Origin of the sequence: Chryseobacterium sp. LJ668, from assembly GCF_019613955.1 — a bacterium.
Classification (GTDB): Bacteria; Bacteroidota; Bacteroidia; order Flavobacteriales; family Weeksellaceae; genus Chryseobacterium.
In genome coordinates, this window is record NZ_CP080443.1 from 579,321 (window position 1) to 592,805 (window position 13,485).

The 13,485-nt window shown below is 35.3% G+C and carries 10 protein-coding genes and 1 tRNA gene; 3 read left to right on the top strand and 8 right to left on the bottom strand.

What is annotated here, in order from left to right; all coding sequences use genetic code 11:
* Positions 1–65: 65 nt before the first annotated feature.
* Both K0U91_RS02775 and K0U91_RS02780 read left to right on the top strand, forming a co-directional pair.
* On the top strand, positions 66–1,082 hold the full coding sequence (locus K0U91_RS02775; protein ID WP_220180328.1) for an asparaginase: 1,017 nt from the start codon (positions 66–68) through the stop codon (positions 1,080–1,082).
* A gap of 55 nt (positions 1,083–1,137) precedes the next feature.
* Positions 1,138–1,224: transfer RNA gene (locus tag K0U91_RS02780), tRNA-Ser, on the top strand.
* Between the two features lie 271 nt (positions 1,225–1,495).
* On the opposite strand, the gene K0U91_RS16190 is transcribed toward K0U91_RS02780, so the two are convergent.
* The 6 genes from K0U91_RS16190 to K0U91_RS02810 form a co-directional block, all read right to left on the bottom strand.
* Positions 1,496–2,602: a glycine-rich protein gene (locus K0U91_RS16190; protein WP_258561901.1), complete on the bottom strand. Its 1,107-nt coding sequence runs from the start codon at positions 2,600–2,602 to the stop codon at positions 1,496–1,498.
* A 950-nt stretch (positions 2,603–3,552) separates the two neighbouring features.
* On the bottom strand, positions 3,553–4,248 hold the full coding sequence (locus K0U91_RS02790) for a hypothetical protein (RefSeq protein WP_220180329.1): 696 nt from the start codon (positions 4,246–4,248) through the stop codon (positions 3,553–3,555).
* A gap of 304 nt (positions 4,249–4,552) precedes the next feature.
* Entirely contained in the window at positions 4,553–5,995 is a 1,443-nt protein-coding gene (locus K0U91_RS02795; protein WP_219970815.1) for a TolC family protein, read from the bottom strand.
* Positions 5,982–9,176 carry an efflux RND transporter permease subunit gene (locus K0U91_RS02800; protein ID WP_219970814.1) on the bottom strand — a complete coding sequence of 1,065 codons (3,195 nt, stop codon included), beginning with the start codon at positions 9,174–9,176 and terminating at the stop codon, positions 5,982–5,984. The genes K0U91_RS02795 and K0U91_RS02800 overlap by 14 nt, the downstream gene beginning before the upstream one ends.
* Positions 9,177–9,183: 7 nt before the next feature.
* Positions 9,184–10,266, bottom strand: coding sequence for an efflux RND transporter periplasmic adaptor subunit (locus tag K0U91_RS02805; protein ID WP_220180467.1), 1,083 nt, complete (start codon positions 10,264–10,266; stop codon positions 9,184–9,186).
* A gap of 132 nt (positions 10,267–10,398) precedes the next feature.
* The gene (locus K0U91_RS02810) at positions 10,399–10,788 is read right to left on the bottom strand and encodes a hypothetical protein (protein ID WP_220180330.1); all 390 of its coding nucleotides are present in this window, start codon (positions 10,786–10,788) and stop codon (positions 10,399–10,401) included.
* A gap of 245 nt (positions 10,789–11,033) precedes the next feature.
* Here K0U91_RS02810 and K0U91_RS02815 point away from each other — a divergent pair, with 245 nt between their 5' ends.
* Positions 11,034–11,411, top strand: a complete 378-nt coding sequence (locus tag K0U91_RS02815) for a hypothetical protein (protein WP_220180331.1) — start codon at positions 11,034–11,036, stop codon at positions 11,409–11,411.
* A 28-nt stretch (positions 11,412–11,439) separates the two neighbouring features.
* Here K0U91_RS02815 and K0U91_RS02820 read toward each other — a convergent pair whose 3' ends face one another.
* Positions 11,440–12,477 (bottom strand): NAD(P)/FAD-dependent oxidoreductase, encoded by a 1,038-nt coding sequence (locus tag K0U91_RS02820; protein ID WP_220180332.1) that lies wholly within the window; start codon positions 12,475–12,477, stop codon positions 11,440–11,442.
* Positions 12,478–12,531: 54 nt separating this feature from the next.
* Positions 12,532–13,470 carry a type IX secretion system ring subunit PorN/GldN gene (porN, locus tag K0U91_RS02825; RefSeq protein ID WP_220180333.1) on the bottom strand — a complete coding sequence of 313 codons (939 nt, stop codon included), beginning with the start codon at positions 13,468–13,470 and terminating at the stop codon, positions 12,532–12,534.
* Between the last annotated feature and the right edge of the window lie 15 nt (positions 13,471–13,485).

Below are 13,485 nucleotides of genomic sequence, written 5' to 3' on the forward strand. Positions count from 1 at the left end.
TCTTTGCAAATTAACGTAATTTTGAAATTCTGAACTGATTCATTTTTAAAATTCTTTGATAAATTATGAAGCGAAAAGTCCTTCTTATTTATACCGGCGGTACAATTGGTATGGAAAAAGATTACGAAACCGGGAGTCTCCGTGCCTTTGATTTCGGAAATATTTTTGAGAAAATGCCCGAAATGAAGCTAATGGAGTGTGAAGTTTTTGTTCACCCCTTTGCCAAACCGCTAGATTCTTCGGATATGGGACCTGAAGAATGGAGAATTATTGCCAATTATATCTCGAAGCACTACGAAAAATATGACGGATTTCTTGTGCTTCACGGTACAGACACTATGTCTTATACTGCTTCAGCATTAAGTTTTATGCTGAAAGGTTTGAGAAAACCGGTAATCTTAACCGGTTCACAGCTTCCAATCGGAGACCTGCGCACTGATGCTAAAGAAAATCTTTTGACAAGTCTCTATTATGCAAGTCTTTATGAAGAGAATGAAGCGGTGATTCAGGAAGTTTCGATTTATTTTGAATATAAATTATTAAGAGGAAACCGCACATTAAAATATTCGGCAGAATTCTTTGATGCATATGCAAGCCCTAACTACCCTATTCTAGGGCAATCTGGAGTTCATTTAAAAATTGATAAAGACAATTTATTCCGCTGCGATCCGAAAGTTGAATTTCATGTTGATGAACATATTTCTGAAGACGTTTTGTTCTGGAGAATTTTTCCCGGAATGAAATTAAATCATTTTAAAGAAATTCCGAAAATGAAAGTTCTGATTTTGCAGGTTTTCGGCTCTGGAACAATTTTCAGTAGTGAAAAAACTCTGGAAACGTTGCAACAAATCAGAAGCAATGGAACAGAAATCGTTGTCGTTAGCCAGTGTATCTCAGGCGGCATCTCGTTTGGAAAATATGAAAACAGCAATATTTTCTCGAGAATCGGAGCTATTAGCGGAAAAGATATGACGGCAGAATCTGCAATTACAAAAGCAATGCACTTAATTGACAACCCAAACTATACAAGAACTTTTGCCGATAATTTCTCAAGAAATATTTGTGGCGAAATAAGTGACTAACAAAATAAGAATTTGTAAATTCAATAAAATAGCTTATTTTTGCAGTCTTCAAAACAGAGAGGTGTCCGAGTGGTTGAAGGAGCTACCCTGGAAAGGTAGTATACGGGTAACTGTATCGTGGGTTCGAATCCCATCTTCTCTACAAACAAAGCGTTGATTCTTCAACGCTTTATTATATTTTAAAAATCTCGCTAAAATTCGATTTGCTTATATTTTTTATTTTTTTTAAGAAATATTTAAAGTGTTTACAAAAAATAAACTCTCATTTCTGAGAGCTTATTCATTAAAAATTTATCAAATAATTACTATTTCTTGATGAATTTATTCTCAGCCGAAGTAGAGCTTTGAATATCGCTTACATACATTCCGTTAACAAATGTAGGAGAACAGATTCTTCAAATTTAAATTGTTTACTAATTCTTAATAAACTTAGATTTTAATAAATCTTTTCCTTTATCTTCAATAGCAATCACATAAGTACCTTTTTTCAATCCTGAAACATCAATTCTTCCGCCAGTCATATCTCCCTTAATTACCAACTGCCCTGCAATGTTATAAATTATATATGTTGCTTTATCTGAAACTTTTGTTACGTTTAAGAAATCTGTTGCTGGGTTGGGATAAATATTTATATTATTCTTTTTACTTACCTCAGATGTTGACAACGGAATATTAGTGATTGTAACTCTTCCGTTACCCGTAGTATCAGGATTGGCAACAAAACCAGGTTGACCAAATTGTATAGTGACACCACCGGTTACACCTCCAACGTAGGAAGAACCACCGCCACCGGCTCCTCCCCAGTGCCCGCTACCACCGCCATAATATCCACCGCCACCAGCTGTACCACCCAAAGTTCCTGTACTTGAATAGTTTCCACCAGTTCCTAATGCTCCAGCTGTAGAATAACTTGGTATTCCTCCAGTTGCAGATGTACCTCCTGCGGTTTGACTTCCACCACCCCCTGTATAAGTTGCTCCACGACTACTTCCTCCATTACTGCCAGTAGCACCGCCGCCATTTCCGCCATTTCCGGTATAAGTATTATAACCGGTACCACCGCCACCGCCGCCTGCAACAATTATTCTGTCTGCATAGGTCGTATTTTGAGTTGTCCTGATATCAGTTCCTCCACCGCCAGTTCCACCGTTATTGCCGCTAGAGTGTGTACCTAAACAGCTACCACCTCCATTCCATCCACCTGGTGTTGAACTCGTTACCGTGCTTCCCTTACCTCCAACATAAATATAATAAGTTGTAGAGGTCGTAACCAGCAAAGTTCCGGTACTATATCCACCTTTACCACCTGTTCCCTTAAGTGCATCACCTCCATCAGCTCCCCACATTTCTATCTGATATGAACCTGCAGTAAGGGTCACCGATTGTACAGCTCCTGTATAAGAGAAAGTCTGTGCTTGTACTTGAGTAACAGACAAAATCGCACCAAATAATATTAAAAATGAGGCTTTGGTTTTTAATCCCCATATCTTAAGCTTCGATTGTTGTGTAGTTTTTTTCATGATTATAAATTTAACGTATTAAACATATGCTTTAAACCTACTGCTTACATTTTCACCGTTAGAGCGGCAATTTATTTACGCTAGAGGCTTTTATATAGACAGCCACTATATTTCCTGAAGGATGTACAGCAGCAATTAGACGAAGAATATATCCATTGTATGAAATGGGAAGTTTAAATAACATCGTATTATTTGTACAATGAACAGTACCATCATGCTGCAACCTAAAACATTGCATTGACCGTAAAATAGCTAAAAATGAGTAGATTTTTTCTAGATTATAGTTTATTTGCTGTTATTTATTTTAGGTTGAATTAAAGAAAAAAGGATTTGTAATGTTGTAAAGATGTTGTTTCATAGGCTATATTATTTAAATGTTAGAATGCATAATCTATAAACTTTTGTATTATATGTAATTAAAAATTAAATATATAAAAAAAAACAATATGAAATATGTAATAAAATAGATGAACTTCATATATTATCTGTTGCTGTAAAAATTCATCAGAATTACTGAAAATAATTCTAACCATTTGAAACAAATAAATATTCTTGGACATAAAATGTGCATTATTACGGCAATCTCCTTCTGCTCATAACTAGTCTGCACAAATAATCTTTTTTAAAAACAAACCAGATCAATAGATCTGGTTTTTGCTTGAAATACAATTCAAAAAAAATGCATTTCAACAATATAATAAAGTGAATGAATGTTTGAATCTATGTTTTATGACGGAGGTAAATTCAATAATGAATCTTATTTATAGTAATCTTAATTACAACTACTTCTTCACGGAAAGGCAAATCTACTAGCCCCGATTGCAGCAATTGTCTGAGCTCATTTTATATCAAGGTTGCGGCGGCTTTGCCGCCGCAACCTTGATATAAAATAGCGAGTGCGGAAAGCGGGTAATAGCTTCAAAAAAAATATTCGTCATTGTTTAAAAAAATCAGTTGCAAATGGTAAGAAAACTGTGACCTCTCATGTGGACTTTTACCAGAGCTTCAGACTTCAGCTCGCTATACAAACTTTGATCAAAGGCTTCGATAGCTTTAAGCTTCTGATCTATAAAATCTGCGATTCTTACCACGGAAAAATGAAAATTTTTGTAATTGGAGATGTCAACCGTGCTTCCAAAATGTGGCAGATATGCTTTGAGAAAAGGAAGAATTTTTTGATGATCGTTGTAATTCAGGCAGTATCCGTTTTTTTCTTTCAGAGTGATTATTTCGTAGTTATTGACGTAATCCAAAATGGTTTCATTTTCTTTTATTGAAATCTGATATTGCTGAAAATAGGCATTGATTTTATCTAAAACACATTGGGCATACTCCATCATAGAGATGGACTTTGTTTCAGAAACCTGACTGGGTTTTGTATTTGAATTTTTAGAATGATGGTCAATATTGAACGAAATTCCATAATTATCCAGCGATGAAAAAAAACAGTTTTTCACCTGAATGTTTGCATCAGCCTGAAGCTTATCATCAACAAAACTGTAGTTCAAATACGGTTTATAAAGCTTGGCAATACTTTTGAGAAAGTCTGTCTCATTTGTATTGTGATATTGCTCAAACCATAGTTCAAGATTGTTATAATAATTTCTTTCAAATTCTCTGAAATCTAAATAAAATGTGATTTCCATAATTTTAATATTTTATAATACAAAGCTATTGGTGTAATGCGACAAAACTTGACGTGTTTTATTTTGAATTTAAATAATTTGCAAAACTCTTCAAAAGTGACATCTTGAAATCCTATTTTGTTATATTAAATTATCGCTCCATCATTTCTCCGGCGTTTTTTCGTCAAGAAAACATCTTTGTATTGACGGCTTAAATTGCATTGGGCAAAATATTAAAACATTGAATTAACAAAAGAAGCCCGGCTCTGAAAACAGAACCGGACTCCAGGATTGAAATAATGATATATGAATAAAAAAAACTAACTTATTTCCAGCCGCCTCCTAAACTTTTGTAAATGTCGACAACGGTGCTCAATTGTTTCTCTTTAGCTTCGATCAATTCCATTTTTGCATCTAATGCGTCTCTTTGGTTTAAAAGAACTTCAAGATAATCTGCTCTGGAATTCATGAAAAGCTGATTAGCAATATGGATAGATTGGTCTAAAGCCTGAGTTTCCTGAGATTTTAACTGATAATACTGATCGATATTTTTCACTTTAGACATTAGATTTGAAATATCCAGATATGCATTCAGAATGGTTTTGTCATATTCATATAAAGCCTGAATCTGTTTTGCATCTGCTGTCTGAAAATTAGCTTTAATCGCACTTTTGTTGATTAGCGGTCCTGCCAATTCACCGACTAAACTTGTAGCAATCGACTCGGGTAATTTTACAAGATAAGAAGGTTTAAATGCTTCTAATCCTAATGTTGCAGAAATTTCCAAACTTGGATAGAATTCTTTTCTTGCCGCTTCAACATCTAATTTTGCAGCTTTTAATTCTAATTCAGCCTGCTTAATATCGGGACGGTTGGCCAATAACTGCGACGGAATTCCCGTGTACACCGTTTGCGGAATGGTAGACATAAAACTCTCTTTCGTTCTCACAATCGGTTGCGGATAACGACCACAAAGCGCATTGATCTGATTTTCCTTTTCAGTAATTTCCTGACGAATTGTATATTCTGTCGCTTTAGATTTTGCCAGCTCAGCTTCAAATTTTTTCACTGCCAATTCTGTTGCTGCAGCGGCCTGTTTCTGAATTTTAGCAATTTCTAAAGCTCTCGTCTGCAGTTTGATATACTGCTGAATAATATCCAGCTGATTATCTAATGCCAACAATTCGTAATAATTATCAGCCACTTCCTCGATCAGATTAGAAAGAACAAAATTCTTCCCTTCAACAGTTGAAAGATAATGTGCTACAGCAGCATCCTTCTCGGTTCTGAGTTTTTTCCAGATGTCGATTTCCCAGTTGGCCATCAAACCCCCTTCGAAATTTCCAAGCGGATCAGGAATCTCTTTTCCTGGCTCGATTTCCGTACTTGCATCACCGGCTCCTTCACTGGTATAACGCCCTACTTTACTCACTCCCATTCCTAATCCTGCTTTCACGGACGGACTTAATCTGCCTTTTTTGGCAACAATTCCGCTTTTTGCAATCTCTATCTCCTGAAGCGTGATCATTAATTCCTGATTATTTTTTAACGAAGTTTCAATTAAACTAACCAGATTCGGATCTGTGAAAAACTGTCTCCACGGTGTAGTTCCGCTGTTGGTATTTGCGTCCTGCTCTTCATTTTGATTAAAATTCTCAGGAATATTATTTTTTACTTCGTCCTGAATAACAGTTGCCATAGGCGCCTTACAACTTGCTAAAACAAGCGATAAGACGATGGCTGTTATATATTTATTATAAATCTTCATGTTTGTTATCGTGTTGGTAAGGTTCTGTCTGTTCGGTTAAAGGATTTTCTTCTTCGTATTTTGCCAATCGGGATTTATCGGCAATCGTTCCGAAAATGTAGTATAATCCCGGAATAATCAACAGTCCGAAAATGGTTCCGATGAGCATTCCTCCTGCTGCTGCGGTACCAATCGTTCTGTTTCCTACAGCTCCAGGTCCGGTTGCCATGACCAAAGGAATTAATCCTGCAATAAATGCGAATGAAGTCATTAGAATCGGTCTGAAACGGATTGCAGCTCCTTCAATTGCCGCCTGAGCTACAGGTATTCCTTCTTCTGCTTTTTTCTGAACGGCAAATTCAATGATCAATACGGCATTTTTACCTAAAAGTCCGATCAGCATGACCATCGCAACCTGTGCATAAATATTGTTTTCCAATCCTAATAATTTAAGACAAATAAAAGCTCCGAAAATTCCTGTCGGTAATGAAAGAATTACAGGTAATGGAAGAATAAAGCTTTCGTACTGCGCCGAAAGAATTAAATAAACAAATCCTAAACAGATCAGGAAGATGTAAACCGCTTCATTTCCACGACCCACTTCATCTTTTGAAATTCCGGCCCAATCAATACCAAAACCACGTGGTAAAGTTTTATCGGCAACTTCCTGAATAGCTTTGATTGCCTGTCCCGAACTGTAACCCGGAGCCGGAGTTCCACTGACTTCAGAAGAATTGTACATATTATGTCTCGTGATTTCAGAAAGACCATACACTTTTTCCAAATGCATAAAATCTGAATAAGGAACCATTTGATCTTTATCGTTTTTCACATATAATTTCAATAAATCACTAGGCAAAGCACGATATTGTGGACCTGCCTGAACAATCACTTTATAAGGTCTGTCGAAACGGATGAAACTTGTTTCGTAGTTTGAACCAATTAATGTTGATAAATTATCCATTGCTTTTTCAATACTTACGCCTTTTTGTTCGGCTAAATCATTATCGATTTTAAGCATATATTGAGGAAAACTCGCAGAATAAAATGTGAATGCAGAACCCAGTTCAGGACGTTTTTTCAATTCTTTCACAAAATCCGTACTCACCTGCTCCATTTTTTGGTAATCACCACTTCCTGCTTTATCCAAAAGTCTCAGTTCAAATCCACCTGCAGCTCCATAACCCGGAATCGAAGGCGGTTGGAAAAACTCAATATTGGCTCCCGGAATATTTTTGGCTTTTTCTTCTAGCTTTTCGATTATTTCAGCAGCAGATTCTGAACGATCTTCCCAACTTTTCAGATTGATCAAACACGTTCCTGAGTTTGAACCTGTTCCTTCTGTAAGAATTTCATAACCTGCCAATGAAGAAACAGATTGTACTCCATCAATATCTTCCGATTCTTTCAACAATTCTCTTGCAATTTGATTTGTTCTTTCTAATGTTGAACCAGGCGGTGTTTGAATAATGGCATAAATCATCCCCTGATCTTCTCCAGGAATAAATCCTGAAGGCAGTGAGTTGCTTAAAAAGTAAGTACATGCGCAGAAAATCAAAAGTAGAGGAAGCGTGACAAATTTTTTAGTCACTGTTTTATTCAGCAACTTCTCATATTTTCCTGCTCCTCTTGTAAATACGTTATTAAATTTAGCTAAAAGAATCGTGATCGGACCTCTCTTTTTAGCTTTTCCGTGGTTGTTTTTTAAGATTAAAGCACATAAAGCCGGAGTCAGCGTCAATGCAACAACTCCCGAAAGAATAATCGACGATGCCATTGTAATGGAAAACTGGCGGTAGAAAACTCCGACCGGACCCGACATAAACGCCACCGGAATAAATACAGCTGCCATTACCAAAGTAATTGCGATAATTGCTCCGCTGATTTCATGCATTGCTTCTTCGGTAGCCTTTAATGCTGAAAGACCCTTTTCCTCCATTTTGGCGTGAACGGCTTCAATCACCACAATCGCATCATCGACGACGACCCCAATTGCCATTACCAAAGCGAAAAGTGAAATCATATTTAACGTAATTCCAAATGCGGACATTACAGCGAAAGTTCCCACCAATGAAACCGGAACTGCAATCGCCGGAATCAACGTTGAACGCCAATCTCCAAGAAATAAAAACACAACAATCGCCACCAAAATAAAGGCTTCAAATAAAGTATGAACCACCTTTTCAATCGATGCATCCAGGAATCTTGAAACGTCATAACTGATGTCGTAATGCATTCCTTTCGGGAAATTGGTTTTTTCAAGATCCGCCATCAAGGTTTTTACATTTTTGATAACATCACTTGCATTGGATCCGTACGATTGTTTTACAGTGATTGCTGCAGATGGTTTTCCGTTTAATGTAGAATAAATATCGTACATCGATGAACCAAATTCTATATCGGCAACATCTTTTAATCTTACAAATTCTCCGGCAGATTTAGCTTTAAGAATGATATTTCCGTAATCTTTTTCATTATTAAAACGTCCCGGATATTTTAAGATATATTCAAATGACTGAGAACGTTTTCCTGAACTTTCACCTGTTTTTCCCGGTGATGCTTCCAAACTTTGCTCGTTCAAAGCTTCCATTACTTCATCTGCTGAAATATTGTAAGCGGTTAAACGATCCGGTTTCAGCCAAATACGCATTGCATATTCTCTTGTTCCCAAAATATCGGCAAAACCAACTCCGCTTACCCTTCTCAATTCCGACATTACATTAATATCTGCATAGTTGAAAAGGAATTTCTGGTCGGCTTTAGGATCGTCACTGTACAAATTAATATACATCAGCATATTCGGTTCTTCACGGGTAATTTTCACCCCTTCACGTACGACCAACGGCGGAAGTTTATTAACTGCGGATGAAACACGATTCTGAACGTTTACTGCGGCAACATTGGGATCAGTTCCCAAATCAAAAACTACCTGAATAGAAGTTTCACCATCGTTTCCGGCATCGGAAGTCATGTATTTCATTCCGGGAACACCATTTAAAGATCTTTCCAAAGGAATAACTACTGCTTTTACCAGCAATTCGTTGTTCGCTCCGGGATAGGTTGCGGTGATATTTACCTTTGGTGGAGAAATCGCAGGAAATTGAGTGATCGGAAGTTTCATTAAGGATAAAACTCCCATAAAAACAATAATCAGCGAGATTACAATTGACAGAACAGGTCTGCGAATGAATTTTTTAAACATAATTCTTCTATTCTGCTTTTAATTTTAAATTCTGAAGAACTTTCTTCGGATCCTTGAATTTCACTTTTACTTTCTGATCGTCTTTCACTTTCTGAACACCTTCCAACAAGATTTTTTCATCCGGAGAAATACCTGAAGAAATTACATAGATATCTGGTAGTTCATAAGAAACTTTGATATTTTTAGATTTCGCAACTCCGTTTTTATCAATTACGAAGACATATTTCTGATCCTGAATTTCATAAGTCGCTTTCTGTGGGATGATTAAAGCATTTTTAAGCGGTAAAGTCATACGAACTTTTCCAGTTTCACCATTTCTTAACAGCTTTTCAGGATTTGGAAATTTGGCTCTAAAAGCAATATTTCCGGTTTCATTATCAAACTGACCTTCGATCGTCTGAATTTCACCTTGTTGATTAAATATTTCGCCGTTTGCCATCATTAAGCTTACACTTTGGTTTCCGCGATCTGCAACATGAGTTTGATAATTTAAATATTCAGGTTCAGAAACATTGAAATAACTGTATATATTTGTATTGTCTGAAAGAGTCGTCAAAAGATCACCTTCATCCACCAGACTTCCCAATTTCAACGGAATTCTATCAATAATCCCTGAAAATGGTGCTTTAATATCTGTAAATGAAAGATGAATTTGCGCTAATTTCATTTCTGCATTAGCAGCATCTAATTTAGCTTTTGCCATTAATCTTTCATTTTTTGAAACAATATTGTTGCTGGCAAGAGTACTTGCATTTTTCAGTTCGATAGAAGCCTGCTCAACTTCAGCTCTTGCTTTGAGTAATTCTGCCTGATAAATCTGTGGCATAATTCTGAATAATGTTTGCCCGGCTCTTACATATTGACCTTCGTCTACGTAAATCTTCTCAAGGAAACCTTTTTCCTGAGCACGAACCTCGATGTTCTTCACTGACTGGATCTGAGCGACAAAATCTTTGTTAATAATCGTATCCATCTTCACGGGCGACGTTACCGGATACACAGAATCTTCCTGTTTTTCTTCTTTCTTTTCGTTACAGCTAAACAGTAACAGAACGGCGCTTAGGACCATGCCTGAGACAACTCTTTTCATCATAATCTAGAGTATATAAATCGTTAAATGTTGAAATTAAATAATGAGAATATTTGCTGATACGTGCAGATTAACACAACGCAAACAGTTTGTACCAAGACGGAACAAACTAAAAATTTGGTAAAAGAAATTTTAAATTCTGATAGAACGAATCAGAATGAATGTTTTTACAGAACTGAAATGCTGTACCAATCCTGAAACTGAGGGCTTACATCTTTTTTTAAATAACAAGCCAAATGAATAAAGCAAACCGAATACATTTGCAAAAACGACAATGGACTGCAATGTATCAGATAACTGAAAATCATCTTCTGCAAGCTCAAAAGAAAAATTATCTGAGCCGTCTGCTATTTGATGAGCAGAAAACTTTTGGATAGTTCCGTTTGAATGATCAATCTTATTAGGATAATTGTGAGAAACATGACCAGAGAAATCACTGCGCAAAGTTTTGACATTAAGTTTGCTTTCTACTACAAAAAGCAGAAAAAGGATAGTCAAAAAATATACAATACAGTTTTTCATTTGAAGTGGCAAAGTTAAGTTTAGATTTTAAAAGTCAATTCATCATTAACAAAATTTAACTTTCTGAGATTTACTTAAGAAATCGAATGATAGAAACAAAAATTACATATTACTTAAAAAAATATTCAAAATCCTTTCCCAAAATTATTTAAATTATCAAATATTAACATATTTTAAAGAAAAATAATTGTAATTTTACCCAATCACATCAATATTAAATGAACCATCAAAAATCACAATTCGAAATGAAAAAAATAGTTTTTGGATTCTTTATAATCCTCACATTTACAGCATGTAAACATTCAGCTAAAGATCCTGACGTGGCAATTATCAAAAATGAGACTGCATCTAAGGATGATGTAAGCAAAGAAACTATTTCTGACCGCCACGGAGATGAAATGGAGATTATCACCAACAATACAAGAGATATTGTAACTGTACATTTGAATGGGAAGACGTATGAACTTAAAAAAAATCATACAACATCCGGATTTTCTACAGAAGACAACAAATATCTCTACACAGAGACCAATAATGAAGTTACTTTGCTGAAAAAAGATATGGATATGGTACTATTTCACGGAAAAAAAAGTCAGGCCGAGACTAAAATGGCTTCACAATAACAAAAAAAGACGCTTTAAAAGCGTCTTTTTAATTTTTAAATCTTTCTAAAGAAATCTCTCCGGGCAAAGGAATATCGTTTTCTATAAAATCATACAGATTTTTAGAAAAGTAGCATCCATTCAAAATACCTCTTGCGCCCAAACCATTAAAAACATATAAATTATAATGCTGAGAATGCCTTCCCACAATCGGTCGGCGGTCTGTTACTGTTGGTCTAAAACCAAAATGTATTTCTTCAATATCAAAGTCATTTAAGTAAAATTCAGATAAACCGTTTTGCAGCTGCTCTACCGCAGATTGGTCAATATGCTCATGCAATTGTTCTCTGTCATACGTTCCGCCGTAGAAATGAAGACCATTATTCAACGGAAATAGAAAATGTTTCTTCTTAATGGTAATATCTTCCAGAATCGGTTGAGAAAGTTTAACTCTGATATGATGTCCCTTATTAGGAATCACAGGAATGTCTGAGAAATACGGGTTATTTTTAACACCCATTCCTTCGCAAAAAATAATATTTTTAAATTGAAAATCCTGATAAATTGAGTTTTGAGCATCAACTTCATTATAATTAAATTTTTCTTTAATTAATTGAGCGTTACTTTCATGAAACCCAAATAAATCATTAAAAAATCCATGAACATTTAATCTTGCTGATTGTTTTACCAATCCTGTACTAAAATCATTTTTAACATCTTCTAAGGGCTTAAAATTATCACTTAAAAAACTGGAAAGTTCTGAAGTCTGCGACTTTTTGAGCCATAATTTCTGTTCATTTTCATCATGAAAAATTCTGTGGATGGATGCATCGATTAAATAATTTATCCCCGTATATTTTTCTATTTCACCAAGAGAAATTTTAAGAAAATCTAATTGTTCCTGAGCGAGCCAGAATGTGGTAAACTTTTTTAGGACAACAGGATTTATAATGCCGGCAGAAATCTGTGAAGCGCTCTTACGACTTTCAGAAAATATCACAAATGATTTTTTGTTTTTTGTAAGCTGATGGGCAAAAAACAAAGCAGCGTACCCATCTCCCACAATTATATAATCTACATTTTTCATAATAAAAAAACCTGAGTAAAAGTACTCAGGTTTTTTATAATTATCAAGTGAAACTTAGTAATTCCACATATCATTCTCCATTTGAAGAATTTGTTCTTTGATTTTATCACTTTCCTCTAACTGCTCATCAGCATCTCTAGGAATATAATCTTTGATGACACCGTCTCCTAGGCCATTTGATGACTTATAGATAATTGATGAGAATCTTCTTGCATTGATTATGTCGTCGTAAGATAAGTCTGCAGATGAGTTCTTTCTGTTGAAAACATAATTGTTTGCCAAAATTTCTCTAGCTTTTGGATAGTATACCCAAAATAGATCCACCAATTCATCAGCACCAGCTAAAGGCTGACCATCGGGACCAATTCTACCAATCGATGATGGATCTGGACCCATAGCAGCAATACCTAATGGTCTGTATTTCATCTGACCATCTCTCTTATCAACAAACCACATACCCATAATCTTAAGAACTTTAACTTTATCTGTTGTAGTTCTAATTAAATCTGTGTATTGTTTCTTCTGTTCTTCTGTAGGTGTTACTCCAGAATTGATAATTTCAATTAATTCATCATCAACTCTTACGCTCTCTAATTTTTTTCTAATACCATCCGGAGTAGATTTAGTAGAGAAATTTTCATCTTCATAAACTTCTTCAATTTTCCCTTCTAATGCTGCATCTAACAAAATCTGATATAAAGATCTTGTATTTTTTGAAAGTAAACCATTAGGATTATCATAATAGAATGGCTGATTAATTTTATCGTTCATGTCTATAATCTCCCATACCATCATGCTTTTTAAGATGTCTTTATCATCTACAAAACCGTACTCTAGTGGCTTTACTTTATTGCTAATAACAGTATCTCCCACTTTTCTCATATTTTCAGACCTCATTTGTCTGAACTCTTCCGGAGAAGAAGCATTTAGAATAGTTTGGGAAAATGCAAATCCGGTAACTAAAACTAAAAGACTGCTAATATATTTTTTCATAATATGAATTTACAA